This window comes from Natrialba taiwanensis DSM 12281, from assembly GCF_000337595.1.
Classification (GTDB): Archaea; Halobacteriota; Halobacteria; order Halobacteriales; family Natrialbaceae; genus Natrialba; species Natrialba taiwanensis.
The window spans coordinates 141,804-168,128 of the sequence record NZ_AOIL01000019.1 but is presented as its reverse complement, the minus strand read 5'-3'; the positions used below and the strand labels follow the sequence as shown (position 1 = coordinate 168,128).

19 protein-coding genes and 1 pseudogene are annotated in these 26,325 nt (G+C 54.5%); 8 read left to right on the top strand and 12 right to left on the bottom strand.

What is annotated here, in order from left to right:
- Nucleotides 1–107: 107 nt before the first annotated feature.
- The gene (locus tag C484_RS07465; RefSeq protein ID WP_152422668.1) at nt 108–1,838 is read left to right on the top strand and encodes a transposase; all 1,731 of its coding nucleotides are present in this window, start codon (nt 108–110) and stop codon (nt 1,836–1,838) included.
- 392 nt (nt 1,839–2,230) lie between these two features.
- On the opposite strand, the gene C484_RS07460 is transcribed toward C484_RS07465, so the two are convergent.
- Nucleotides 2,231–3,889, bottom strand: coding sequence for a transposase (locus C484_RS07460; protein WP_006825339.1), 1,659 nt, complete (start codon nt 3,887–3,889; stop codon nt 2,231–2,233).
- A 124-nt stretch (nt 3,890–4,013) separates the two neighbouring features.
- Here C484_RS07460 and C484_RS07455 point away from each other — a divergent pair, with 124 nt between their 5' ends.
- Complete coding sequence (locus C484_RS07455) at nt 4,014–4,352, top strand: DUF6176 family protein (protein ID WP_006825338.1); 339 nt, start codon at nt 4,014–4,016, stop codon at nt 4,350–4,352.
- A 679-nt stretch (nt 4,353–5,031) separates the two neighbouring features.
- Here the strand turns inward: C484_RS07455 and C484_RS24920 are convergent.
- From C484_RS24920 to C484_RS07430, 4 genes are all read right to left on the bottom strand, one after another.
- A complete protein-coding gene (locus tag C484_RS24920; RefSeq protein ID WP_083867303.1) occupies nt 5,032–5,514 on the bottom strand; it encodes a hypothetical protein in 483 nt (160 codons plus the stop codon).
- A 3-nt stretch (nt 5,515–5,517) separates the two neighbouring features.
- Entirely contained in the window at nt 5,518–6,108 is a 591-nt protein-coding gene (locus tag C484_RS07440) for a DUF7342 family protein (RefSeq protein WP_006825335.1), read from the bottom strand.
- A gap of 357 nt (nt 6,109–6,465) precedes the next feature.
- The gene (locus tag C484_RS07435; RefSeq protein ID WP_006825334.1) at nt 6,466–8,649 is read right to left on the bottom strand and encodes an LUD domain-containing protein; all 2,184 of its coding nucleotides are present in this window, start codon (nt 8,647–8,649) and stop codon (nt 6,466–6,468) included.
- On the bottom strand, nt 8,650–9,156 hold the full coding sequence (locus tag C484_RS07430) for a LutC/YkgG family protein (protein ID WP_006825333.1): 507 nt from the start codon (nt 9,154–9,156) through the stop codon (nt 8,650–8,652). It abuts the gene before it with no gap.
- 181 nt (nt 9,157–9,337) lie between these two features.
- On the opposite strand from C484_RS07430, the gene C484_RS07425 reads away from it, so the two are divergent.
- On the top strand, nt 9,338–11,050 hold the full coding sequence (locus tag C484_RS07425) for an L-lactate permease (RefSeq protein ID WP_049915129.1): 1,713 nt from the start codon (nt 9,338–9,340) through the stop codon (nt 11,048–11,050).
- A 224-nt stretch (nt 11,051–11,274) separates the two neighbouring features.
- A protein-coding gene (locus tag C484_RS22120) for an IS630 family transposase (RefSeq protein WP_086009387.1) occupies nt 11,275–12,275 on the top strand; the annotation gives its coding sequence in 2 pieces (ribosomal slippage) (nt 11,275–11,767 and nt 11,767–12,275; 1,002 coding nt in all).
- A gap of 64 nt (nt 12,276–12,339) precedes the next feature.
- Here the strand turns inward: C484_RS22120 and C484_RS07410 are convergent.
- The 4 genes from C484_RS07410 to C484_RS24240 form a co-directional block, all read right to left on the bottom strand.
- On the bottom strand, nt 12,340–13,998 hold the full coding sequence (locus C484_RS07410; protein ID WP_049915100.1) for a transposase: 1,659 nt from the start codon (nt 13,996–13,998) through the stop codon (nt 12,340–12,342).
- Nucleotides 13,999–14,503: 505 nt separating this feature from the next.
- Nucleotides 14,504–16,162 carry a transposase gene (locus tag C484_RS07405; RefSeq protein ID WP_006825328.1) on the bottom strand — a complete coding sequence of 553 codons (1,659 nt, stop codon included), beginning with the start codon at nt 16,160–16,162 and terminating at the stop codon, nt 14,504–14,506.
- A 110-nt stretch (nt 16,163–16,272) separates the two neighbouring features.
- Nucleotides 16,273–16,632, bottom strand: a complete 360-nt coding sequence (locus C484_RS07400) for a VOC family protein (protein ID WP_006667125.1) — start codon at nt 16,630–16,632, stop codon at nt 16,273–16,275.
- A 484-nt stretch (nt 16,633–17,116) separates the two neighbouring features.
- Nucleotides 17,117–18,739 carry a transposase gene (locus C484_RS24240; RefSeq protein WP_006825326.1) on the bottom strand — a complete coding sequence of 541 codons (1,623 nt, stop codon included), beginning with the start codon at nt 18,737–18,739 and terminating at the stop codon, nt 17,117–17,119.
- A gap of 233 nt (nt 18,740–18,972) precedes the next feature.
- Between C484_RS24240 and C484_RS23375 the strand changes: the two genes are divergently transcribed.
- Both C484_RS23375 and C484_RS24235 read left to right on the top strand, forming a co-directional pair.
- Entirely contained in the window at nt 18,973–19,116 is a 144-nt protein-coding gene (locus C484_RS23375; RefSeq protein ID WP_160164225.1) for a hypothetical protein, read from the top strand.
- A 552-nt stretch (nt 19,117–19,668) separates the two neighbouring features.
- Nucleotides 19,669–20,052 (top strand): DUF7405 family protein, encoded by a 384-nt coding sequence (locus C484_RS24235; RefSeq protein ID WP_152422660.1) that lies wholly within the window; start codon nt 19,669–19,671, stop codon nt 20,050–20,052.
- A 90-nt stretch (nt 20,053–20,142) separates the two neighbouring features.
- On the opposite strand, the gene C484_RS07385 is transcribed toward C484_RS24235, so the two are convergent.
- On the bottom strand, nt 20,143–20,961 hold the full coding sequence (locus tag C484_RS07385; protein ID WP_006825323.1) for a transcription initiation factor IIB family protein: 819 nt from the start codon (nt 20,959–20,961) through the stop codon (nt 20,143–20,145).
- 262 nt (nt 20,962–21,223) lie between these two features.
- Between C484_RS07385 and C484_RS07380 the strand changes: the two genes are divergently transcribed.
- Nucleotides 21,224–22,081, top strand: a complete 858-nt coding sequence (locus C484_RS07380; RefSeq protein ID WP_160164224.1) for an MBL fold metallo-hydrolase — start codon at nt 21,224–21,226, stop codon at nt 22,079–22,081.
- Between the two features lie 114 nt (nt 22,082–22,195).
- On the opposite strand, the gene C484_RS07375 is transcribed toward C484_RS07380, so the two are convergent.
- Nucleotides 22,196–22,729: an Rrf2 family transcriptional regulator gene (locus C484_RS07375; protein WP_006825320.1), complete on the bottom strand. Its 534-nt coding sequence runs from the start codon at nt 22,727–22,729 to the stop codon at nt 22,196–22,198.
- 60 nt (nt 22,730–22,789) lie between these two features.
- Complete coding sequence (locus C484_RS07370) at nt 22,790–23,746, bottom strand: transcription initiation factor IIB (RefSeq protein WP_006825319.1); 957 nt, start codon at nt 23,744–23,746, stop codon at nt 22,790–22,792.
- Nucleotides 23,747–24,020: 274 nt separating this feature from the next.
- On the opposite strand from C484_RS07370, the pseudogene C484_RS25145 reads away from it, so the two are divergent.
- Nucleotides 24,021–26,262: pseudogene (locus C484_RS25145) on the top strand (AMP-binding protein).
- Nucleotides 26,263–26,325 lie beyond the last annotated feature (63 nt).

Genomic DNA, 26,325 nt, shown 5'->3' with positions numbered 1-26,325 from the left:
GTTTTCTGTTTGATGTCCTATAGCTAGTCTTGGACGTCCGGCTAATGTATTCATACACGTCTATTCATATATTTTAGCCTACTGTGTCACACGAATTGACGCCGAGGCTGGACGACGATGCTCCCGCACTGGCGGGAGCGATCGTCTATCACGCGAAGACACTCTGTGATCAAGTTGATACACTCTGGCGACTGCTCAACCAAGTCTCGATTCCAGTTGCTGAACTCAGCGATACCCGCAATCAGAACAAAGCAACCTTCAGCACCGAGTCGATGGCACGGCTCTACATCTACCAGACGGTTCACGACCTCACCCAGAGCGAACTCGCAGATCGCCTTGCAAATCGCCCAGCACTCCTGAAGGGGTTTGGGATGACCAAACCACCGACCCAGCAGAACATCTCGTATGCTTGGAGCCAGTTCAGTGAACAAACGAAAGTCACGCTTGAGACTGCTTCACGAGGAATCCTCTTGGAAGCCCACGATCAGGGCCTTATCACCGACGTACTGCTACCACCACAACCTAGCGGGAACGACATCGAGGAGACCGAAGATCAGTCAACAGCGACACGCGAGTACGTACATGACCATGGCAGCAAGGTCGTTGAACTCGCCCGTCGCCACGGCTTCGGCGAGTTCGACTCTGGGAGAGCTGGGAACAGGATCTACGAGGACAAGCAGATTCTCGATCTGTTCGCTAACGCATGCCTAACACAAGGAAGTGCCCACTCTGAAGGTGAAGCCGGCTGGTTTCTTGACGAGAACGACGTCTGTGATGATTCAACGTTTCTCCGGGTGATTAAGAAATTCGCCACGCCAGCGGGTCAGGAACTCCCAAAGCCACTTCAGGAGTATAGTATCGAAGATGTCGTCGCCTTTACTGAGGAATTTCGCGAGACGCTGATGAGTTCGTTCGACGTTGCAACCGAGAACGTTCTCAACACGATTCGCCACGAAGATCCGTTCGATGACCGTCACGTAACAGCGGCTATTGACTTCACACACGTTCCCTACCACGTCTGGCCGTGGATCAACAAGGACAGGCAAATCCCGAAGGCAGACTATCCGCCGATGGTCAGCGGGTACAAAGACGACGGTGGAATCAAATACGGATACACGTTTGCGACGATTACCCTCGTCGGGAAGAACGTCCCGATCATCCTGGGTATCGAACCAGTCAAAGAACGCTCTGCGTGGGAACCGAAAGACACGCCAGCCGATTCGAAGGCGGATGTGGTCGACCGATTGCTGGCGACTGCCCAACAGTACGTCGATCTCGACGAAGTGCTCCTCGATCGAGGATTCTACAGCAACGACGTGTACGCAACGATCCACGACCGTGGGTTGGTGTACATGACGCCGGTACCGAAGTACGAAAACGACTACGAGTCGATTGCGAAAATCAAGAGCAAAGAGGGCGTTGACGCCGCTGTCAAGCATGATGTTCCGTTCGCCATCGATGGCGAACTCCACCACACCGCTGAATTCCTGTACGTGCCAGCAACTGACGAGGAGGCAAACGGCAATTACGCCGTGTTCGTGACCAACCGTGACCACGTCGCTCCCGACGAGATCAGGCACGTCACCAACAGCTACAGCCGACGCTGGGACATCGAAAACCAGTACAAGTCGGTGAAGGCGTTTCTCCCGAAGACGTCCTCGAAGGACTACCGTGTGCGGTTGTTCAGCTTCATGTTCGCAGCCCTGCTGTACAACCTCTGGCGACTCACTGATTATCTGGTGAAAGTCGGGATGGGCCGTGATATTCGCTCCCCACCAGTCGTGACCGCCAAGACGTTCGTCCGAGCGATCGGAAAATATCTTCTCGAGGCCGGCTGAAGCTGCGGTTGCGGTCCATAGACCGCTCTTCGAGAGCCGCAGTACTCGTACTCTCCGCAAAATCTTGCATGGGAAGCCGTTGTTTGCTAGATATCACTGGTCATCGGTGAACTACCCCAGCCGATCCAGATACAGATGTCTCAAATCGAGCTAACTTCTCTCTGATCTCGTTTGTAGCGGTGGTAGATCCCGAAAACGTGAGAAGATGAGACTACAGGCCGTTTAGCAGGCTTGTTGTCGGTGAATTCGGACAAATCAGTCTAGGGGCGATCTTTCAGACACCCTCTCAGCCGCTAATTCCTGTTAGTTTTAGAAGGGGTTCGACGCTTTTCCGAGGTAGCTTCCAGTGTCGCCACTCAAAACCCACTCTTCCACGCGGGTAGAGTGGCTCTTTACCCGATTCCCGTCTCCTTCTTCAACAGCGTGAGCGTATTTTCTGCCGTTACGAGTGGTGGCTGTTCGTACTCACCAGTCAACTCGAGCTGTACAAGTAGATCGACAGCTCTCCAAATCGAATACAGCAGACAGGCGAACGCGAAGTAGAAGAATCGTAGCACAAAGTTCTTCGACGTCGTCGCTGCCATGAACCGCTTAATGCTCTTGTAGCCGCTTTCAATCTCCCACCGAGAATCATAGAAGTGAACCGCTCCTGGACGGCGGTTCGTCATGAAGACACTGTACTGCGTGTAATCGTTACTTTCAGCGTTTTCTCGTCGTCTGTAGATTAGGGTAGTCTCATGCCACTCGTTCTTCCCCAAGTGGAGTTTACGGTCAGTAACGTAGCGGTCTCGATCCCACCGGAGTAGACGCTTTGCTTGAGCTCGTTCGCTCGTGTACATTCGCTTCGGAACAACGTACCCGAGACCACGTTGGTCGATTTCTTCGAGAATGTGCTGACTGTCGAACGCCCGATCCATCAACACACGATCGACCTGAACGAGTTCCTGCGCGGAGTCCAACAGATCCATGACGATCTCACGGCGGTTCTCTCCCTTTCGAATCGGTCGAGCGTCTAGGACTAATGGAACGGCTTTCCCAACCAACTGTACAGTCGCCCACTGGTAAGCGTACTCCCCATCTTTCGTACCGGGTATCTCGTCTTCGTGGCCCGTTCGATCGCCTGTGAACGGCTTTGCCTCAGTCGTATCGATCGCGACGAGTCCAGCACGATGGAAAACTTCCGTCTCTGACACTCGGTCGATGAGCCGCTGCAACGCCTCGTGGTACATCTCACGGATCGACTCGATCGAGAGACCACGGATATGATCTCGGTGAACGTGTCCTAACGGTGTCCGGTCCCGCTGAGAGTCATAGAAAAAGCTGCGTGCTCCTTCGTTCGCTGCCAAGTTCTCCCGAAGCCCGAGATACGTCTGGAGATCCCAGAACGCATTCGAATGAATCTCACAGCTGTCCCCGCGATTAAGCGAGAACGCTGGATAGGCGATATGACTCGCCTGTTCAGTAATTTCATCTGTATGGGTGAGCACTTCGTGATCGGTGAGACGGTTGTCTTCATGGGTCTCAGAAGTACGGAGCGGGTCTCTGGGAACGTCACCGCCTTCCCTGTTGGCGTTGATGAGAACGGTTCGTGCGCTCTTCTGAATCGTCTCCTGCAAATCAGGTGAGAACCGGCAGTGCCATGTCCGCCAGAGTGTTGATTGATCGGGAACCGTCTCGAAGCCAAGCTGCTGTTGGATCGATGGCCTGTCTTTGAGATTCTTGAGGAGTGTGGTTTCGTGGTCCCAGCCGTAGGCTTCTTTCAGCAGAAACGCCCGAACCAGCGTTCGCATTGTGTACGTTGCTGACTCGTCGTACTGATCATGCGGAGCCAGATCAACGTATTGTAACGGGAGCTCGCAAATGAACTCGTCAACCGAGTTGTGGGCTTCATGAGCAAACCAGGCCGATGCGACAGTTTGGATATCTTCTTCGAGTGCGCCAAGCGAGCTTCGGTCGTACAACCTTGTCATGTCGTACGCTGGCCACTCTCGGTACGAGTCCGTAGCAACCGCTCGAAAGACATCGCGTCGCGAAGCCTGTGTCGAGGTCATCGGCGAACGCTTCTGACTCGATCGCAAGTGATTATCTATCCTGCTCAGTACAGGGTACGTACGTAACAGAAATTGGGGATGTTTTTCGTTAGGTTTAATTATGAAGTTTTAATAATATACAGCAATGTCGGAAGTCAAACTCGTTCGTGCTCGTATTGAGGACGGGAAAACAGATCGGCTGCGTTCGTGGTTTAAGGAATTAGAAGAACGAGAGTCCGAAGTCATAGAGACACTCCAACACGAACGAGTCTATACAGAGACGGCATTCACCTTGTCATCTGATGACACAGCGTACCTCTATGTGTATATGGAAGCCGAAAACCTAGAGAAGGCAGTCGAAGCCGGTGATAAAGAGGAGTACAAGATTGACGAAGAACACCATGAGATGTTGCGAGACTCTCTCACTGGTGATTGGGAGACACTAGAGACGATCGGGCATTTCACAAACCCCTCTCTACGTTAACTTGACTGAGAGTGAGTCGTACGCACGCTCGATCTACCAGCTGATTCATTGAAGGTCAGGGTGAAAACAACCCTGTGGGAACGATTCTATGACACGCTCCAGTACGGTGGGAATACGTCCGCTTCAGACAGAGAGAAGACTTATTGGAAACTGTAAATACATTCGGATAATGAATTTTGGTCAATCGGCTAGTATGGTCTGGAAAAGTCCGATTGGGCGTCTCTTGACTCTTCTTATTGGTGGGGGTCTCGTAGCTGGGGTGCTGACGATGTATCCACAGACACTACCCGTGGTCAGGTGGACTATTCCAGTGTGTTTCGTTCTTTGGGGCGCGTCTCGGCTCTATTTCGACGGAGTAGGAAATTCCCTGTCCTTGACTGCAGGCTGTCTGCTGATACTCGGTGGGTTCACCTATGCCTCGTACCTGCTCATCTCGATGGGCGAACTTAGCGGAACGGTAGCTCTACTTGTTCCAGTTATCGGGATCTTTGTAGAAATGTTCGCTTCCCATTACCGCAGTCAAGACTAATTGCGCAATTTGATATATTTGCAACTCTACGTAATGTGTGTTCGTCTACGAGCGCAACAGTACTCAAGAGTAACAGCCGCTACGTACAGGTGAAGGACTCACCGCTGAAGTATCTCAGTATAAAGTAACGAGTATAGCTACCTGTACTTCCTATGGCGGATTACTCGCGGCATTCAGCGGGTCGTAGGAGTCTGTATGATAGGCAACACGCCATAGTTTGAGAACAGCTCGAGTGACGAGCACTTCGACAGACTGCTTGATACAGCACTCTTCAACGTCGTCAGGATCAGAAGTGGCGTCAGGAGGCGGGTGATAGTGCTCACATCCCGGGACATGGATGTAGTCACCGTCATGTGGATGGTTGCCCCAGCGGAAATTCACGCCGTCAGCGTCCGTATAGTGAAATTTGTAGTCTGCTCGAGTCGTCCACTGAACATCAATCCGGGCGGATTTCGCACGACAGAGTCCGTCCTCGAGCAGGACTTCCAGAACCGTCGGATTAAGGTAGTCATCAAGCGATGGCGCTGCGAGTGGCTCTTCTCTCTCGATAATATCACGAATCGTGAGGAGCGCTGGCCGGTCGATCGGTCCTCGGAGTGAGTGGGACTCGTCTGTCTCATTCCTCGTCACCATCTGTTAGACGGGGACACTACCGTCGGTTGTTCGTGAGTCACCGTCAACAAACCGTTCGGCATTCGCAATCGAGAGTGCAGCGTTCGCGAATGCAAGATTTCGGCGTGTCGTCTGCCAGTCTTGGAGCGTATCAGCGTCGATATCGGACTGATCGGAGTCGGTCTCGGAGAGAGTTTGATTTGTCTGCTCGATGATCACCTCTTTAGGTGAGTCAACGCCGTATTCTGCCCGGTAGTTGTTGAGCCGATCACGCATCTCCGTGATGCGTGTGACGAGTTCGTCGGTTGAGACGTGTTCGAGGATGTCTGCGGCCTGCTCAACGACGAGCGATTCCGATGACCGTTGATAGGTCGTCCCCCCGTGTTCCCCCGTTGAAGTACCAACGAATCCCTCATCGGCGAGTGCGTTCAGATGCTTCCGTGCCGTCTTCGGTGAGGTCCGCGCGTCTTCAGCGACAGTATCGGCTGACATGGGCGAGTAGGTGTGTGCGATAACGTGACGAACGCGCTCGTAGGGGGTTGTCTCTGACTCCCACTCGTCACTAACCACCTCGTTGATGTCCGCGAATTCATCCGGTGGAGTTGTATTGGTCATGTCTTCACCAACGAGATAGGGGAGTATAGTTCTTTGCTAAAGTAGTATTCTACTCTATTTGGGTGAGTTCAACGCGTATGCATTGAGAATCCCGGTCTCAACTTCTGCGGCAGTTCCGGAAGAGGAGACTACAGTCCGTTTAGCAGGCTTGTTGTCGGTTAATTCGGTCAAATCAGCATCCGTGCTCGGTTAAGCCGAGAAACCGAGAGACTGCGCTCTGTTGACGAAGTTATCGTTGTAGACGTGTGAGGAGAGATTATATTAACGGAACTCTCCTAAGATTTTATTTGACGGTGGCTGACCTCCCTCTTTCTAGCAGTATTCATACTTTCTGAAGTACTGACATCAATCTGACTACTATGTATCCAGCAAACGCACTGGGTGTGCAGGCCGGCGCGTAAGCAGTGCGTCAAGTTGTTCTAGACACGACGTGCCGCTGGCGACGACGGTCCGGTCCGCAGTGTTTTCCGTCGTAAATTGATCAACGAGCGTTTCGCCGACATCGATGCTGAGTTCGTAGTACTCGGACTTGTAGCCGAAGCTTCCAGCCATCCCGCAGCACTCTACATCTGAGGTCCTGACGTCGAACCCGCAGTCCTCGAGAACCGCTAATGTATAAGGTTCGAGGTTGAGCGTGCGCTGTTGGCAGTGACTGTGATAGGCAATCTGCATGTCGTCTCCGTCCGGGAGTGCATTGATATCTGCGCCATTTTCCAGCAGACCGTAGACGTATTCCAGAATCTCATAACTATGGTTTTTCAGAGCAGTGTAATTGTCCTCGGGGAGGAGCCGTTCGTACTCCCGGTGAAACATCGCGAGGTCCGAGGGCTCCACGACGACGACGTCGTGGCCCGCAGCGACGGCGGGTGCGAGGGCATCATAGACGTCCTCGGCGTTGGACTGGGCGGTCGCCACCATCCCCTGTGAGAGTGGTGCGCGTCCGCTCTCGCCGGCAGACGGGACGTCGACGCGGACGTCGAGCGCCTCGAGGACGCGGATGGCGGCTTTTCCGCGTTCGGTGCGCACGTAGTTTGTGTATGCATCGGGATATAGTGCAACCTGACGGCGTGCCTCTTCGGGATCTACTTGTGGTCCACGGTTCTTGAACCACTCGACGAGGGATTCACGCTCGAACTCCGGAAGTTCACGGCGGCTATCGACGCCGAGAGTCCGCTCCATCAGAGAGCGGGCGGGACCGGCCTGTGCGACCCAGTTCGAAAGCGGTGCGAACGCCGAACCGAGTTTCGCCAGCGTATCGAAGTTCCCGAATAAGCGCTTCTGGAGGTCGACTCCGCCAGGTTCCTCATCAGGAGTAAGTCCTTTTACAAGGAAGTCGAGATCTCCATCCTTTCCGCGGTTGATGCGGTCGCGGACAACAGTATTGATCCATGGGATGTCAATATTCACCGGACACTGATTCACGCATCGACTGCACCCTGTACAGAGATCGTTAAACTCCGCGGCGCTGTCGGCACCGTGAACGCCGGCTTCCCACCCGGTGGCGATACCGCCAGAGTACGTCTCACCACCGAAAGCGTGGCCACCGACGTGCTGGAAGTTCGCACACGAGTTCGCGCACGCAGAACACCGGATGCAGTACAGCGTCTCCCGGAGCTGGTCGTCCTCACGCATCTCCATGCGGCCGTTGTCGATGAGTACGAGGTGAAATTCGCGCTCGTCGCCGGAACCAAGTTCATCGTCCACATCGAAGGTCGGTGAATCACCAGGTGGCGTGAAGAGCGAAACGTAAGAGGTAATATCCTGTCCGGTCCCCGACCGGCCGATGAGTTCGACAAACGGCTGGAGATCCTCGACACGTGGAATGATCTTTTCCACGCCTGCGACCGCGACGTGGGTGTCCGTCGCCTGCACGCACTTGCGAGCGTTGCCCTCGCTCGTAACCAATGCAAGTGTACCGGTATCCGCTGTGACGAAGTTCGCCCCGGTCATACCAACTTCGGCGTCCACGAACTTCTCACCGAGATACTCGCGGGCGAACTGCGTCAGTTCCTGGGCGGTTTCGAGGGGTTTCTCCGGCTCGAAATACGCGTTGAACAGCTCCGCGATCTCCTCGCGGGACTTGTGAATGGCCGGTGCGACGATATGCGAGGGCGCCTCGTCGGCGACTTGCAACACGAACTCGGCGAGGTCGGTTTCCCAGACATCCGACCCGCTGGCCTCCAGGGATTCGTTTACCTCGATCTCCTCGCTGGTCATCGACTTCGATTTTACGACGTCGCGGCCGTCGGCGACCTCCGTTACGTATCGGTTCGCGTCGGCAGCGTCGTCAGCGATGTAGACGGTACCGCCGTTAGCTTCGACCGTTTCGGTAACCTGATTGACGAGTTCGGGGAGGCGTTCGATGGCATCCTCTTTGATGGCGCGGGCTTCGTCTTTGAGTTCCTCGTAGTCCTCGAGATCCGCGGTGGACTCGTAACGGCCGTTGTTGAAGACCTGCGTGTTCTTGTGGACGCTGTCGCCTTCGGTTTCGAGAAGGTGGCGGATGCGTTCAGCTTTCCGTTGGCGGGTATCGACGCTCATCTATCTGTCCTCCAGGAGAACGACGGTGACTTCCACCGGTCCGTGCGCACCCTTTACGAGCGCGCCCATGTCCGCCGTAGCGCTCGGTCCGGTTGCGATGATAGCTTGCCCGGCGTCGCTACGAATATCCTCGGCGAGCCGATCGAACGTCGCGTCCATGTCCGGGAGGACGTCGCTGCCCGCGACGACGGCGACGTGTTCGTCGGCGTAGAGGCTTGCCGGTTCCTCGCCGTCGGGGCCGCCTTGGATAATCACGGACCCGTATTCGGCGATACCGTATCCGGCGGCGGTGACGCCGGTTTTAGCGGCCTCGAGTTCCTCTACCCCAGGATCGGTCTCTACGGCGTCCGGTAGAGAGACGTTCTCGAACGGGAGCGGAGCGCCGACTGCGGGTGTGCTGAGAAGCGGGATCAGCGTGGACTCGAACTGATCCGTACTTGTCCGGACGAGTTCGACCCCGACTTCCTCAAGGGACGATTCGAAGGTCGTGATTGGCTCGGCAGACATAGAACAACAATTTATGAAACAACCTAATGGGTGTTTCCCTCTGTAGGCCCTCTGATAGAATATGTTACATATTTCCATTATATAATAGACATTCATGGAAGACTATAGTGGATGCTGTAACAAAAAGAAAATGATATACGGTTGGTTACGCGACGCCGAAATACAGCTAAAATCAGTAACTATGCCTGATGTACTCACACTGGCGCTTGTCGGTGTCATTCCGATCGGCGTCGCGTTCGTATTGCTGGCTGGACTTCGGTGGTCAGCGGCCCGCGCAATGGGGGTCGGATGGTTGCTCGCGGGCGGTATCGGACTCACGTACTGGAGTATGGATCCAACATGGCTACTGGCGTCAGCGATCTACGGCGCGCTTCAAGCCGTAGACATCATTCTCATCGTTTTCGGTGCTATCCTCTTGATGAACTACCTCGAAGGGAGCGGTGCTATCGCCACTATCAGGTGGTACTTCGGTCAGATCGAAGAGGATCGGCGAATTCAGGTGTTGCTCATCGGCCTCGGCTTTATGACTATTATTGAAGGCGCGGCAGGGTTCGGTACTCCGGGCGCGCTCGCTGCACCGTTGCTCATTGGTCTTGGATTCCCGCCGTTAGCCGCCGCAGTATTCGGTCTTTACTTCAACGCCCCAAATCCGCCATTCGGTGCGGCCGGGACACCTGTTACCGGCGGGACCGGCGCAGTTATTGAACCGGCTCTGTCCGGCTCGATGAGCGTTAATGAGTTCCTCTCGGCAGTCTCTGCGTGGTCTGGTATTGTCACGGGACTTACGTACGTGTTTTGGGGCTTACTTGGCGTATTCTTCTTAACATACTGGTTTGGTGACGCCAGCGGTGGACGTAGCATTTCAAAGGCTGTGCAGAGCACTCTTCCCATTGCACCATTTGCGCTCCTCCTTGGTGTTGTCACTGGAGGTACACAATTAGTGATCGCGTGGTTCGTCGGACCCGCGCTGCCGGATATCGCTGCCGGATTTGTGGTCCTCGCGGTTGGTCTTCAGCTTGCAAACAACAATATCCTCATTCCCGAGAGCGAGTGGGACTTTCCCGAGGAGTCAAGGTGGAGCGATACATGGCTTGGCGGCCTCGAACTTGATGAGGTATCCCAAGACCAGTCGAAAAAGGAGATGTCCGTGCTGTTAGCGTGGACACCGTACCTACTCGTTGCGCTTGCGCTACTCATCACGCGGTGGCCAGACCTTACTATCAGTGGTGTCGCCGTTCTCGATTGGATCCAGAGTTTCTCTATTAGTCTTGACTCAATTCTTGGTACAGAGCTTGGATACACCCTCCAGTACCTCTATCTTCCAGGAACGATGCCGTTCATCCCTATCGCTATCCTTACCGGGTTCATCCACAAGATGGACACATCCCAAATGGGCATGGCGTGGCGACGCTCGGTTAAGCAGGTTGCTCCCGCTGCACTCACACTCGTTATTGCCGTCTCGATGACCCAAATAATGATCCAGTCACAAACGAATACCGCTGACTTCCTTGGTATGATGGAGGCTCTCAGCCGTGCGTTAGCTATGGGTGCCGGCGGTCTGCTTCCGCTCATTTCACCGTTGATCGGTGCCATCGGTTCGTTCATGACTGGAAGTAATACATCTTCGAACATTCTCTTTAGCGTGCTCCAGTACAATGCCGCTGACACAGTTGGTCTCTCCCGTACAATCGCCGTCAGCCTTCAGAACGTCGGCGGCGGTCTCGGAAATATGGTCTCGGTATTGAACATCGCCGCTATCTGTGGTGTCGTTGGAATCACCGGGCGTGAAGGGGACCTGCTGCGGAAAGCTATCATCCCAATGATCATATTTGCAGTGTTTGCTGGCCTATTCGGAATGTTACTGACGTACATCTTGGTTCCTGGCCTATTCTGATTCCATTTATCTTTGGTTAAGCCTCACACCACAGTTATGTAGCGGTGACTAGCGTCTCTTGTAAGATTGGCCGTTGCTTGTGGATTCTCTATCAGCACTTTACAAAGCCGTTGATTGAGAAGTCTGCTTGCTGAGTCCAACCAAGTAGAGCAAGCAGACAATGAGATATACGAGGGTTATAGTAGTCGTTAGAACTTTCAGCTCGGAAGGTGTTGCCATATGTAATGGACCATCTCGACGAGATTTCCGTCGAAGAACTTCAAGACGCCCTCAACAATGTTGAGGGAAACAAGCCGACACAACGATTGTTAGCTGCGATTGCGTACAAGAACGGCGTCACGCAGACCGAACTTGCCGAGTGGCACGATACCGGGCGAAGAACGATCTATAGCTGGCTGATACGACTTGATACGGACGAACCACTTGAGCAAGCCGTCTCTGATGCTCATCGATCCGGAAGAAAACGAAAGCTCTCAGAATCACAGCAAGAAGAATTCGAGCAAACCGTTCACGAACCGCCCGAGGAAGCCGGGATCGACGCGCCGGCGTGGACGCCGGCGCTCGTCCAGGAATTTCTCGAAGAAACCTACGGCGTCGAGTACTCTTATCCGAGTTGTCGGCGGTTGTTGAAAGAAGCTGGACTCAGCTATCAAAAACCGCGTCGTACAGCCGCCGAAGCTGATGAAGACGATCAAGAAGCGTTCCGTGACGAGATCAAAAAAAGCGGCGGGAGATGGACGCCACAATAGTCTGCATCGACCAAACCAAGAAATCCGTGCAGGTCGAGCCGCGTGCCGCGTGGTTCCCGCGCGGCACGCGGCCCTCCGTCGAACTCTCCGGGCAACGCGATTGGACGTGTTTGCTCGGCGCAATCACCGAAGACGGTGATCGCTTTTTCTCCCGATTCACCGAGTACGTCACGGCCGAGCACGCAAAACATTTCATTTTGGCATTATGCAAAGAATTTGAGGAGGACTTGATTGTGGTCCTCGATGGAGCGCCGTACTTTCAGGCGTCGGCCGTCACGGACCTTGCGGACCGTGACGGCCTCGCCTTCGTGACGTTGCCGTCGTATTCGCCAGAGCTGAACCCTGTCGAGGAATGCTGGAGACAGCTTCAAGCGTCTCTTAGCAACCGCTTCTTTGATTCACTTGACGAGCTGACGACAGCGATTGATACAGCTCTTGATCAACTCTCTACGCCAAAAGTGAGCAACTATTTCTAACTACTACTATAGCTTCCAGTGTCACCACTCAAAACTAACTCTCTCATGTGGATAGAGCAGCTGTTCACCCGATTCCGGTCTCCTTCTTCAACAGCGTGAGCGTGTTCTCAGCCGTTATGAGTGGTGTCTGCTCGTACTCGCCGGTCAATTCAATCTGTACAAGCAAATCAACCGCTCTCCAAATCGAATACAATAGACTGGCGAACGCGAAGTAGAAGAATCGTAGCACAAAGTTCTTCGACGTCGTCGCTGCCATGAACCGCTTAATGGTCTTGTAGCCGCTCTCAATCTCCCACCGAGAAGCATAGAAGTGAACCGCTCCTGGACGGCGGTTCGTCATGAAAACACTGTACTGCGTGTAATCGTCACTTTCAGCGTTTTCTCGTCGTCTGTAGATTAGGGGGGTCTCATGCCACTCGTTCTTCCCCAAGTGGAGTTTGCGGTCAGTAACGTAGCGGTCTCGATCCCACCGGAGTAGACGCTTTGCTTGAGCTCGTTCGCTCGTGTACATCCGCTTTGGAACAACATACCCGAGGCCGCGTTGATCGATTTCTTCGAGAATATGCTGGCTGTCGAACGCTCGATCCATCAACACACGATCGACGTGAACAAGGTCCTGCGCCGAGTCTAGCAAGTCCTCAACGATCTCACGACGACTCTCACCCTTTCGGATCGGCCGAGCGTCCAGTACCAATGGAACAGCTTTCCCAACCAACTGTATCGTCGCCCACTGGTAAGCGTATTCACCATCTTTTGTCCCGAGTATCTCGTCCTCGTGGCCTGTTCGATCGCCAGTGAACGGCTTTGCCTCGGTCGTATCGATCGCAACGAGTCCAGCACGATGGAAAACATCTGTCTCTGACACCTGGTCGATAAGCCGCTGCAACGCCTCGTGATACATCTCGCGAATCGACTCAATCGAGAGGCCACGGATATGATCTCGGTGAGCGTGTCCCAACGGCGTCCGATCTCGCTGAGAATCATAGAGGAAACTACGTGCTCCTTCGTTCGCTGCCAGATTCTCTCGGAGCCCGAGGTATGTCTGGAGATCCCAGAACGCGTTCGAGTGAATCTCACAGCTGTCTCCACGATTGAGCGAGAACACCGGATAGGCGATATGACTCACCTGTTCAGTAATCACATCTGCACGAGTGAGCACTTCGTGATCGGTGGGACTGGTCTCTTCATGGCTCTCAGAGGTACGAAGCGGGTCTCTGGGAACGTCGCTGCCTTCCCTGTTGGCGTTGATGAGAACGGTTCGTGCGCTCTTCTGGATCGTCTCCTGCAAATCAGGTGAGAACCGGCAGTGCCACGTCCGCCAGAGTGTTGACTGGTCAGGAAGCGTCTCGAAGCCAAGCTGCTGTTGGATCACTGGCTGATCTTTGAGATACTCCAGGAGTGCGGTTTCGTGGTCCCAACCGTAGGCTTCTTTCAGCAGAAACGCCCGAACCAGCGTTCGCATTGCGTACGTTGCTGGTTCGTCGTATTGATCATGCGGAGTCAGATCAACGTATTGCAACGGGAGTTCACAAATGAACTCGTCAACTGAGTTGTGCTCTTCGTAAGCAAACCAGGCGGATGCGACAGTCCCAATATCCTCTTCAAGTGCCCCGAGCGAACTCCGGTCGTACAACTGTGTTGTGTCGTACGCTGGCCACTCTCGATGTGAATCCGTTGCGATCGCTCGAAAGACATCGCGTCGCGAAGACTGCGTGGAGGCCAATGGTCGAACGCTTCTAACTCGATCGCAAGAGTATATCTATACTGATCAATACAGGCGGAACAGATATCACCGCCAGCATCCGCGAGCGAAGCGAGCGGTTCCCCGCCGAAGCGGGCGAAGCCCGCGAGGCGGCTTTTTAGCGTAGATTTTTGGAGGAGTGGTGAGCGAGCCTCGCGAGCGAACCCGACGAGAAAAAGGTACGTGTGCATTCCTCTGTGGCGGCTCTTCCCGTGAAGGATTGCTGAAACGAAGTAGCGAAGCGAATGTCGATCCATATGCATTGGGCGACGCAGCCTCAACTACTGGACGAGCCCGGAAGATGAGATTACAGTAGGTTGAGCAGGCCTATAGTGGGTGAATTCAGAGAAATCGGTCCAGCGAAGATACTTCAGACTCCCTCTCATCGCCAATTCCTATTCATCAAAGAATAGGCTCGGCGATCTTCCGAGATTCTTTGCAGTATCGCCACTCAGAAACAGCTCTTTCATACGGATAGAGCGGTTCTTCACCCAATTCCTGTCCCCTTCTGTAGCAGCGTGAGTGTGTTCTCAGCCGTTACGAGTGGTGTCTGTTCGTACTCGCCAGTCAACTCAATCTGTACGAGTAGATCGACAGCTCTCCAAATCGAGTATAACAGGCATGCGAACGCGAAGTAGAAGAACCGTAGCACAAAGTTCTTCGACGTCGTTGCCGCCATGAATCGCTTGATGCTCTTGTAGCCGCTTTCAATCTCCCACCGAGAACCATAGAAGTGAACCGCTCCTGGACGGCAGTTCGTCATGAAAACACTGTACTGCGTGTAATCGTTACTCTCAGCGTTTTCTCGTCGTCTGTAGATTAGAGTGGTCTCATGCCACTCATTCTTCCCCAAGTGGAGTTTGCGGTCAGTAACGTAGCGGTCTCGATCCCACCGAAGTAGACGCTTTACTTGAGTTCGTTCACTCGTGTGCATCCGCTTTGGAACAACATATCCGAGGCCGCGTTGATCGATTTCTTCGAGGATATGCTGACTGTCGAACGCTCGATCCATCAACACACGATCGACGTGAACAAGGTCCTGCGCCGAGTCTAGCAGGTCCTCAACGATCTTGCGGCGACTCTCGCCCTTTCGGATCGGCCGAGCATCCAGGACTAACGGGACAGCCTTCCCAACCAACTGTACGGTTGCCCACTGGTAAGCGTACTCGCCATCTTTCGTACCGAGTATCTCGTCCTCGTGGCCTGTTCGATCGCCTGTGAAAGGCTTTGCTTCGGTCGTGTCGATCGCAACGAGTCCAGCACGATGGAAAACTTCTGTCTCCGACATTCGGTCGATGAGCCGCTGCAACACCTCGTGATACATCTCGCGAACCGACTCAATCGAGAGACCACGGATATGATCCCGATGAGCGTGTCCTAACGGTGTCCGATCTCGCTGGGAGTCATAGAGAAAGCTGCGCGCTCCTTCGTTCGCCGCCAAGTTCTCCCGAAGCCCGAGGTACGTTTGGAGATCCCAGAATGCATTCGGATGAATCTCACAACCGTCTCCGCGATTGAGCGAGAACACCGGATAAACAATATGACTCACTTGTTCAGCAATCTCATCTGCATGGGTGAGCACTTCGTGATTGGTGGGACTGGTCTCTTCATGGCTCTCAGAGGTACGAAGCGGGTCTCTGGGAACTTCGCTGTCTTCTCTGTTAGCGTTGATGAGAACAGTTTGTGCGCTCTTCTGAATCGTCTCCTGGAGATCAGATGAGAACCGGCAGTGCCACGTCCGCCAGAGTGTTGACTGATCGGGAAGCGTCTCAAAGCCAAGCTGCTGTTGAATCACTGGCTGGTCTTTGAGATACTCCAGGAGCGCTGTTTCGTGGTCCCAGCCGTAGGCTTCTTTCAGCAGAAACACCCGTACCAGCGTTCGCATTGCGTACGTTGCTGGCTCGTCGTACTGATCATGGGGAGTCAGATCAACGTATCGCAGCGGGAGTTCACAAATGAACTCGTCAACTGAGTTGTGGGCTTCGTGAGCAAACCAGGCAGATGTGACAGTTTGAATATCTTCTTCGAGTGCCCCGAGCGAGCTTCGGTCGTATAACCCTGTCGTGTCGTATGCTGGCCACTCTCGGTACGAACCCGTTGCGATCGCTCGAAAGACGTCACGTCGCGAAGTCTGCGTCGAGGCCATTGGTCGAACGCTTCTGAGTCGAGCGCAAGAGCCTATCTATACTGATCAGTACAGGCGGAGTAGCTATTTTGATTGATTTGGGTGTGTATCGAACAACAGATGATGGTAATTTACTGTTCAGTCACACAAAAGCCGTTGCCTTCTGGATCCTCCATTATTGTCCAAGTTTCCGTGTTCGGTCCGTAGGTCTCAGTCTTAGTCTCGCGGACGGACGCTCCTAGGTCACAGAACCGTTTGACGGTCAACTCGCGGTCCTCTACAGTCAGATCAATGTGAATCGGCAAATCTCGTTGCGTCCCCTTTGGCATTTCTTTGAACAATAAATCTGGTCCCTCTCCTGGTAAATTAACCACCTCTGGATCAATATAGGACGGAAGATCTCGGCGGTCGCCTTCCATAGCCTCTGCCCAAAACGATGCTAGCTGACTCGAGTTTTCACAAGCGAAAGTAATAGTTTTGATTTGAGTCATGCACAACAAGCATCAAGCGGTTCCAATGAAAGCTTACCGGTCACGGTGATAATCGTTATAAAATCTACTATAATGCAATCGAATGACGGAATAAAGAAAATTAGAGCAACATTTGATACCATATTCTCTTGCTATTCAGCACAAGATGAGATACCTTATAGAGATCTGATAAAGGTCGCAGTGATCAACAAGCACTTTCTCTCTATAGACTCTTCCAGTGAAGATTTGCTGAAACGAAGTGGCGAAACGATACCAATTCCATATGCATTGGGCGACGCAGTCTCAACTTCCACATTCCTCTGAAGTTCACAGTTTCGGAGGATGAGCCAGTTTTGGGCTGAGCCACCGTCAATTCGTGTTCTAATTGCTTAATTTCTGTCCATTCTGAACGAGATAACCGAGTGAGTATGGGATATTGCGCGTATTCAGGTGCTCTTACAGAGCGTTGCCACTCCCAATCGGCGAACCCAGCGAGGAATAAGTCTTAGTCAGGCGGGATCAGTGCAGAGACGACAATCTCGACGCATTCGCCTGCGGCCAACACGGGTGCGTAGTCCATCTCGCCATCAACGCCCGCTTTCAGCAGAAAATCCGTGAGTCGCCAGATGTTGTAGAGCAAGACCGCGAACACGAAGTAGAACAGCCTCACTCTGTAGTCTTTTGAGGAAGTCTTCGCGAGGAAGTCGCTCTTGATACTCTTGTACTCGTTTTCGATCTGCCAGCGACGGCTGTACCGCCGACAGAACGACTCGGCTTCCTCTGGGCCGACGCGGAGATTCGTGGCGAAGACAGTCGTTCCCTCACCACTCGTCGACGGCATGTACAGGAACTGCATCGAGTGGCTGCCCGATTCGAGGTGAACGGACGCTGATTCAACCGCCACACCTTGTCCATCAGCATCCATCGTCTCGATGACCTCGCGCTCAGTGTTGTTGATTCGTGTGGGGATGAGATAGTTAACGCCGAGATTAGAGAGCGTCTGGTAGACTCGCTTAGAATCGAACTCACGATCACACAGCACCGTCTCTACAGGGACGTGTTCCTTCGCTCGTTGAACGAGTCGCCGGACGACACGGTGAATTTGATTCGGTGGATTCCTATCCCAGGCTGAGCTCTCCCGAATCGGCTCCACAGAGAGCACGAGCGGGATGTTCTCGCCGACAATCGACAGCGTCGCGAATTTGAACGCCCGCTCTTCCTCGCCCTGCATCCCACTAACCATCGACATCCCTTCTACGTCGCCGTAGTACGGGATCGTCGTGATGTCGATTGCCGCGGTCACCGGCCGGCGAAACGATACCTCCGAAGCGATAGCGGAGAGCAATCGATCACTAGCCTGATCGAACCCTTCGATCAGCGCTTCCGGCTCGAATTGCTTGACCGCCCGCAGATGCGTATCTCCGTGCGGGCCATACTCTTCGCCCCGTCGGAACTGAAACCGAGCAGCCCCCTGAGCAGTGCCACAACCAACCATCCCCATGAACGTCTGTAACTCGAAGAATTGCACGTCCTCGTAGGAGGCGTTCTTGGCCCGCCCAGAGTCGAACCCATCGAAGCCGTGGTCCCGTGCGAGGCGGGTCGTCCGTCGAATCTGCTCGTCCGAGAACTCAACGCCCCCAGACTCATCCTGCTCATCGTCGTCGGCCAACTCCGGCTTCGAGTTAGTGACCTCCTCTTTCGGGCGCACTGCGGTGACAGCAGGACCGTGGTCATGGATTTCCTTGACGACAAAGTGGGCGGCGACGGTCACGTATTCACGGACGCCGTCGTCGAAGCGATTGCGCCAGGTCCGTGAGAGCACTGATTCGTCGGGGACATGATCCAGTCCGAACGGCTCGGCGAGTTCCTGATACGTTTCGAGCGTTCGGTAATTGTCGCCCGTAATCTCTCGGTAGACGAACAGCCGGACCATTCCTCGGAACGAATCGGGTGCTGGGTGCCACTCCGGATAGCTGTCCTCGAGATGCTCCATATAAATGGTGACCTCGCTCACCGCAGCCCGGAGGCACGCTCCATCACGTAGGGTCTCTCTGAGCTCGATTCCGGTCTTGTAGGCGTGGGTCATCCGGCAGGCACGATCCGAGAGCGGGTCAAGCGTCTCCGACATCGAGGTTCGGTTACAGCGGCAGCACCGAAGTGACCGAGGTCTCGTCTATATCAGTATCCTCCCTCGATACAGATGCTCACTAGAGACTTCGCAGGTCAGCGCAGAACCACCGGTTGAAGCGACTGGTTGTGAAAACCAGTCACATACCAACCGCGCCGATAAGTGAACCAGACCGGCCGCCAACACTAGACCGCTTGACTGACCTTTTCGAGGCCGGGCCTCACGAGGAGATGGTGGCTGATCTCTGCATCGGGGTGGAATTCAACCAATCGGCGGTCAAAGAGAAACTCGCGAAGACGTTAGCCTATGTTGTACTCGGCGATCCGAGCCGGCTTCGCTACCAGTTAGCATCGCTGACCGAGCATCCCGATGAGTAGAAAGAACTCGTCCAGTATTACCTCTGTACAGCGCTGGTGGTTGTTAGATGGGAGTCTCCAGCGAAGCAGGCCAAGGCAGTGGAGCCACTCCAAGGGCGGCTCGGTGATGCAAACCCATATGAGGTGGCGGTCGAATTGCTTGGACTACTCGCAGCGTCCCAGAGTAGCGTTTGGTCCGAGCCTGACTCGATGGTGTCACGAGTGAAGATGAGGACCCACCAACCATCCCGGCCGCTCTGCTGACATTCTGTCGACGAATCGTGCCTTCGTTGCGGGTTCGAATACCCAGAGGGTTAGCCCCGAAGTGTGCCCGCTGCGGTGCTCCCTCTCTGGCACATTAGGTCGGCCTAAATTTCGAAACGGTTTTGTGATCTTTAGGGAGACCTAAACCTATGGCATACAATAGTGTGGGCGAGAGGGCCACCGACGCGGCGAGGGGGGCTACATAAGCTGATGACGAAGCAGAGAGGCATCCAACGTCGTGAATTTTTGAAATCCGCTGTCGCTATTGGTGGGGCAGCAGCTTTCAGCGCGTGCGTCGGTCGTGAACAAGTGGACGTTCCGAGAGGTCCATCTAACTTGGAAGAACTACCCGAACGACAGCACGCTTGGAACAGTGTTCTCTCGACAGATGACTACGGAAATACCATTGTCCCACGCCACCACGGGCTGCTTTTCTTAAACTACAACAGAGAAGGTACGCCGACCGACAGCGACCGCCAGACGATGGAGACTGCGCTACAAGGCATCGAACACGCATACGAACGAAGCGGCGACGGACTTCTGATGACCGTGGGTTACTCTCCGACGTACTTCGGTCGCTTCGAACAGTCGCTCCCGGAGATGTACCGCCAACGTGGGTATGAAGACGTCGAGACAGTCTCGCAGGAGAGCTATGACTTTGAATTTCTCGTGATGGAAAATGCTATCCGATAGGTAAGCACACCCACCTATCGGCTGATTCAGTTGGTAAGGTATCGAATTAATGGGGGTTCAACAGAGCTAGTACATAATATTTAGTAGTCATCATGAGAACGGCCGGTCAAAGTCTTTAGAGCGAGCACGGATGGTTGATTCACTCACGCCAGTGAGAGCCGCTAGTTCTGATACGCTGGTTTCGATTTGATATTTGTTCGCAGTATACAACCATGCTCCAGCGAGGATGCCCATGTGACGTTTGCCCTGTGCCCATTTAGCGGTTTGTGCGTGGTGAAGCAGGTCGTCGACGAGCGAGATGGCTTCGGGCGGTGCTGTCGGGTATTGAAGTTTGAACAGGTGGCTTCCAGTTGTGTCGAGTAGGTCGTCACGTCTGTCTCGGAGTGTGGCTGTCGATACGTCGAATTTGTCGGCGATATCGGTCTGGGAGAGGTCGGTGTCGGCAGCTGAACTTGTGATGTAGAGTACAGCTGCCGCGTATGTATATGGAGAGACACCACTGATGACTCCGGCTTCGGCACCCAAGTCTGCTATTTGTTGTGCACGAGTTTGGATGTCATCAGAGAGCGAAAGGTCCTCGCACGCTTCTTCGAGGATCACAGTTGGATCGTCATTCGGTATTCCGAGCTCCAGCGTGTCCGAGATGCGTTTCTTTTCGTTGAGAATCTCTGATTTGGTAGCATCGGAAGCGTCGGCAATCCTGGTCACGCGAACCGGAGTCTCTCGCAAGCGACAGGCAATGAGGAAGCATGCTGCAGCCGTACGAGCAGGGGATCGAATCTGCAGTTCTTGCGTCGTGACTTCTGAAATGAGGAGTTCCGCGTACTGCTGAATATTCTCGTCCAGAGTGAGGGACTGTTGGATCGATGTTAAGTGTTCGAGGACGGCGTTTTGAGGTTCTGTAGGCATATTCTGTATTCAATCAGCGTCCTGTGAGTTTTGTAAAGTACTGAGGAGCGTTCAAAGTCGATATTTGAGTGTGCTGTATCGGTATCGACCGATGATCGCTTCTAGCGTTTCGACGACGTTATACTCAGCGTTACTCTGCCCCGCCAGCCGTACAGACAGGTTGGTAGCCCCATGGTTCTCGAACTGGAATTCGAACGTCGTCTCCTCATATCGTTCGTTTGCTGCACGAACATACAAAGCCGCAGCCGTGCTACGTCCTCCCATGGAAATTACCCTCGTCGGGACTGGAAGCCCTGTCCCAATTTCGGTACGTGGCGGCACGAGTCTCGTGATCGACGTTCCAGACGACACGGTGATGATCGACTGCGGACCCAAGACGGTCTACAGCCTGATGGACGCCGACGTCGATATGGGTGAGATCGAGACGCTGTTTTTCACCCATCATCACATGGATCACAACGCGTCGTTCTTCCACTTCGCCTTCACGAGCTGGACCGAGGCCGGTCGTGGATCGCTCACAGTGTACGGCCCGGACGGTACCGACCGGCTCGTCGATACGCTGTACGACGTCTACGCGGAAGACATCGAGTACCGCAAAGATATCTACCCGACGGACGGCATCTCCGGTATCGAAACCGAACTCGTGACGGATAGATTCAGTCGCCAGATGGACGGCTGGGATATCGACGCATTACCAGTCGAACACTCCATCGAGACGTACGCCTACCGGTTTGAGGAGCACGAAACGGGGTCGTCAATCGTCTTCTCTGGTGACACGCGGAAGATCCCGTCGCTCGCCGAGTTTGCCGAGGATGCAGATATTCTCATTCAGAACTGCAACACCGCTCCAGTCGATGAAGACCGCGTCCCGAACGCGGACGAGCAGTTCGTGTGGCCACAGCACGCAGCAGGGGAAGAAGGACTCGACAGGTCCACGTTGACTGCCAATCACTGCGATGCGACAGACGCCGGTGAGATCGCACAGGACGCTGGCGTGCAGACGCTCGTTCTCACGCACATCATGCCGTACCGCGACCTCGACGCAATGCAACGCGATGCCGAGTCGGTTTTCGACGGCGACGTGGTCGTCGCTGAAGACGGCCTCACCCTCACTCCGTAGGCAGCCGATGCAGCTTTGACTGTCTACGGTGGACCAACCGACGACGATCTCCTGGGGTTTAGAATGTGGATTTGAATGAGTAGGGAATGAACGAGACACCGGCGATGTGTGTGGTCAGTGTTCGGGTTTTTCGGCTGGAGCAATCATGTCTTCAATTCTGAGGATGAGAATGTTGTTCGTATCGTCCTTACCGTCGACGCGGCCATCAATAACGAGCTTCGAAAGAGGGGTTGGGCCGACGGTGATTGGGTCACCCTCATCGACGTCACTGATGGTTCCCTGCAGGTGAATCTCCGCGCGACAGAGTTCGGGATGGTGAACGCTCGAGAGGTTAATTTCCTCGACAACGACGTCCTCGACCAGGTCTCCCTCGTGCTCGAAGGCGACAGTGACTGGGTCATCCAACTGCTGGATATCGAGTGCTTGGTAGGCTGTAGCGGTCGGTTTGTAGCCGCCTTTCGGGCCGGGAACGCCTTCTACCAGTTGGAGCGCTTTGAGACTCTGCATCTGGTTGCGTATTGTCCCTGGGTTCCGGTCAACTTGCTCGGCGATGTCTTCGCCCTTGATGGCACCCTCGGACTCCTTGTGGAGGTTCGTTAGTGCGCGGAGAATCTTTTTCTGGCTCGGAGTGAGCTCAATGGACGACATGGTGAATTGTTCGTAATTGTATGCCTTAAGCCCGGCGGGTGAGTACCTTTGGAAGTACAATTACTGTATGCCAAGCATCTCGATTTGCTCCTGATACCGGTTACGAATTGTAACTTCTGTGACTTGAGCGACATCTGCTACTTCTTTCTGGGTCCGTTTCTCGTTGCAAAGCAAGGCGGCAGCGTAAATAGCGGCAGCAGCGAATCCCGATGGACCTCTCCCAGAGAGTAATGGATCAGCGGTCTCTTCGATGATTTCATTGGCCTTAGCTTCGACTTCCTGTGGGAGGTCCAGTTTTGAGCTAAAGCGAGGTACGTACTGCTTCGGATCGATAGGAAGCAGTTCAAGACCGAGCTCGTTCGAGATGTATCGGTAGGTACGGCTTACCTCTATTCGTTCGATACGCGAAACCTCTGTGATCTCTTCCAATGAGCGCGGAATATCTTCTTGCCGACAGCCAGCATACAGTGCAGCTGTGGCAACGCCCTCAATTGATCGTCCACGAATGAGATCTTCCTGAAGCGCTCGCCGGTAAATCATACTTGTTACCTCACGAACCGATCGTGGGACACCCAGTGCCGAGGCCATCCGATCGATCTCGCTAAGCGCGAACTGGAGATTCCGCTCACCGGCATCTCTCGTCCGGATACGGCTCTGCCATTTCCGTAACCGGTTCATCTGCGAACGCTTCTTCGAGGAAATCGAGCGGCCGTATGCATCCTTATCCTTCCAGTCGATTTGGGTGGTGAGCCCCTTGTCGTGCATTGTCTGAGTAGTTGGGGCACCGACACGCGACTTCTCCTGTCGTTCTTTGTGGTTAAATGCACGCCACTCTGGACCCGAATCAACCATTGCTTCCTCAATCACTAGACCGCACTCCTCACAAATTCGCTCACCTTGGTCAGAGTGTCGGACTACGTTACTCGATCCACACTCTGAACATGTAGAGATAGTTGCATCGGACTCGGTTTGCCCCGTTTCCTGCTCGTCGTCCCTGAACCGAACAGACCAGACCATTGTTATTTAATAGTGGAGATGCAGGAGTATAAAGTTTGAATCTCGAGATAACACACCATTTATTTCTATAATTTTAAGCCTAAAATTAGATTGTTCCTCCTTGATAGCATACCCAAACGTGTTAGTAGGACCAGCAGTGTGGCCTTACGAAGAACTCCAGCAGGTGATCTGCGACCACGGAGTGATCTAGTATTCCTTTCCCGATTTTTAAACCACAGTACTATGCGGAAACAAACAGAATCTACAGGAAGATGGGCGTCGAAGGGACGAATCTATGACCAAAGAGAGACCGGTATATCTATCCTCCAATAACCGAACGGTTCGCTGCCGGACTCCACAAGCGGTCGGTCGCGACGGAACTGCGACGGAGCCAGCCGATGGCGACTGCTCCGATCGCGAGTGGCCGGCGTGCTGGGACGCCGCCGCATCGTTGCTCGAGTGGAGCGAGCCCTATGAGCGCATCGTCGACACGGAAAATGCGCCGTTCTACCGATGGTTCGTTGGTGGGCGCTTGAACGCCGCGGAAAACTGCATCGATCGCCATCTCGAGGAGCGGAAGAATCAGGTCGCATTGCGGTGGGAAGGGAAACGTGGCGAGCGTCGAACCNGCTTGAACGCCGCGGAAAACTGCATCGATCGCCATCTCGAGGAGCGGAAGAATCAGGTCGCATTGCGGTGGGAAGGGAAACGTGGCGAGCGTCGAACCTATACGTACTACGATCTCTATCGCGAGGTGTCAGCTGTCGCAGCCGCGCTCCGCGAACTCGGCATCGAAGAGGACGATGTCGTCACGATCTACCTGCCGAAACTCCCCGAGTTACCGATCACGATGCTCGCCTGTGCTCGTATCGGTGCGCTCCATAACGTNTCGTCACGATCTACCTGCCGAAACTCCCCGAGTTACCGATCACGATGCTCGCCTGTGCTCGTATCGGTGCGCTCCATAACGTCGTTTTCTCGGGGTTCGCCCCCAACGCGCTCGCTGAACGGATGCAACGTGTCGACTCACGCGCGCTCGTCACATGTGACGGTAGCTTCCGTGAGGAGACCGTGATCGATCAGAAGCGGAAAGCCGATACGGCACTGGCATCGATCGAAGAATCGCTCCCGACGGTCGTCGTCGATCGACTCGGTTCGAGTCACGATATGCACCTCGGTGAGAACCAATACGACTATGACGATCTCGTCGAGGCGTTTGCCGGGGCGAACGTGTCCCCAGTTCCGCGGGAGGCAACCGACCCGCTCTTTCACATCCACACGTCAGGAACGACCGGCGAACCGCGACGGATGACTCACTCGACCGGGGGCTACCTTACAGGTGTCGCGTGGACGGCCCAGACCGTATTCGACCTCGTGCCGGGGACCACGATCTGGTGTACAGCCGATGCTGGATGGATTACCGGTCACTCCTACGTCGTCTACGGGCCACTGCTCTCGGGTGCGACGGTCGTTCTCGCAGAGGGAAGTCTCCGCTATCCGGACCGCCACCGTCCGTGGGAGGTGATCGAACGGAACGGTGTGGAGGTCTTCTATACGACGCCGGGAGTAATCCGGACGTTCATGAAGTGGGGTGAGTCGTTTCCCTCGTCACACGACCTTTCGTCGTTGCGCCTACTCGGTAGCGTCGGTGAGCCGATCGGTCCGGACACCTGGGAGTGGTACTACACCCACGTCGGCGAGGAACGGTGCCCAATCGTCGACACGTGGTGGCAGACCGAAACTGGATGCGTCCTCATCTCGGTCCGTCCTGGAATCGACGAGTTAAAGCCCAGTTCAGTCGGTTCTCCGTTACCCGGAATCGAAATCCAGATCGTCGACGAAGACGGCCGCGAGCTCCCGCCGGGCGAACCCGGCTATCTGACGATTGACCGTCCCTGGCCGTCGATGCTTGTTCNATCCAGATCGTCGACGAAGACGGCCGCGAGCTCCCGCCGGGCGAACCCGGCTATCTGACGATTGACCGTCCCTGGCCGTCGATGCTTGTTCCGCTCGAGGGAGACCGGTACTGGGTTCTCGCAGAATACTGGCAGGCGTTTTCGGACCCACGGGCGGATTCCTGGCAGTACTTCACCGGCGACCGCGCCGTCGTCGACGACGACGGGTACGTGACGATCATCGGCCGCAACGACGACGTCATTACGATCGGCAACCGTCGCATCGGAACGGCCGAACTCGAGGCTGCAATAACGACCGTTGACGGCGTTACCGAAGCCGCTGCCGTCGCTGAGCGTACTATTGGTGAGACCGCGCTCTGCGTCTTTGCGACACTTGAGCAAGGGCAGCAGGATCGGACCGCCATTCAGGACGCGGTTGCGGATGCAGTCGCTGAGCACGTCGGTGAGTTCGCACGACCAGCGAACGTCGTATTTACACCCGAACTACCCGAAACCTACTCCGGAAAGACGATGTACAAACTCCTCGAGCGCATTGTCAACGACCGACTGCCGACGGATAGTGACGCCCTCAGAAATCCGGAAGTCGTCGGTGAGCTTACGACGATTTGGAATCAGGAGTGAGCAAGACAAGAGTGTACCCGATTACGCCGTCTCGTCCGCTGGTGACGGGGTATCTTCGCGGTC

Bases quoted from the DNA above. Each gene is read 5' to 3' on its own strand.
- C484_RS07435 (WP_006825334.1), bottom strand. From the start codon at position 8,649: ATGAGCGTCGATACCCGCCAACGGAAAGCTGAACGCATCCGCCACCTT.
- C484_RS07430 (WP_006825333.1), bottom strand. From the start codon at position 9,156: ATGTCTGCCGAGCCAATCACGACCTTCGAATCGTCCCTTGAGGAAGTC.
- C484_RS07440 (WP_006825335.1), bottom strand. From the start codon at position 6,108: ATGACCAATACAACTCCACCGGATGAATTCGCGGACATCAACGAGGTG.
- C484_RS24920 (WP_083867303.1), bottom strand. From the start codon at position 5,514: ATGGTGACGAGGAATGAGACAGACGAGTCCCACTCACTCCGAGGACCG.
- C484_RS07400 (WP_006667125.1), bottom strand. From the start codon at position 16,632: ATGACTCAAATCAAAACTATTACTTTCGCTTGTGAAAACTCGAGTCAG.
- C484_RS07425 (WP_049915129.1), top strand. From the start codon at position 9,338: ATGCCTGATGTACTCACACTGGCGCTTGTCGGTGTCATTCCGATCGGC.
- C484_RS07455 (WP_006825338.1), top strand. From the start codon at position 4,014: ATGTCGGAAGTCAAACTCGTTCGTGCTCGTATTGAGGACGGGAAAACA.
- C484_RS07385 (WP_006825323.1), bottom strand. From the start codon at position 20,961: ATGCCTACAGAACCTCAAAACGCCGTCCTCGAACACTTAACATCGATC.
- C484_RS07380 (WP_160164224.1), top strand. From the start codon at position 21,224: ATGGAAATTACCCTCGTCGGGACTGGAAGCCCTGTCCCAATTTCGGTA.
- C484_RS07375 (WP_006825320.1), bottom strand. From the start codon at position 22,729: ATGTCGTCCATTGAGCTCACTCCGAGCCAGAAAAAGATTCTCCGCGCA.
- C484_RS07405 (WP_006825328.1), bottom strand. From the start codon at position 16,162: ATGGCCTCGACGCAGACTTCGCGACGTGACGTCTTTCGAGCGATCGCA.
- C484_RS24240 (WP_006825326.1), bottom strand. From the start codon at position 18,739: ATGTCGGAGACGCTTGACCCGCTCTCGGATCGTGCCTGCCGGATGACC.
- C484_RS07460 (WP_006825339.1), bottom strand. From the start codon at position 3,889: ATGACCTCGACACAGGCTTCGCGACGCGATGTCTTTCGAGCGGTTGCT.
- C484_RS07370 (WP_006825319.1), bottom strand. From the start codon at position 23,746: ATGGTCTGGTCTGTTCGGTTCAGGGACGACGAGCAGGAAACGGGGCAA.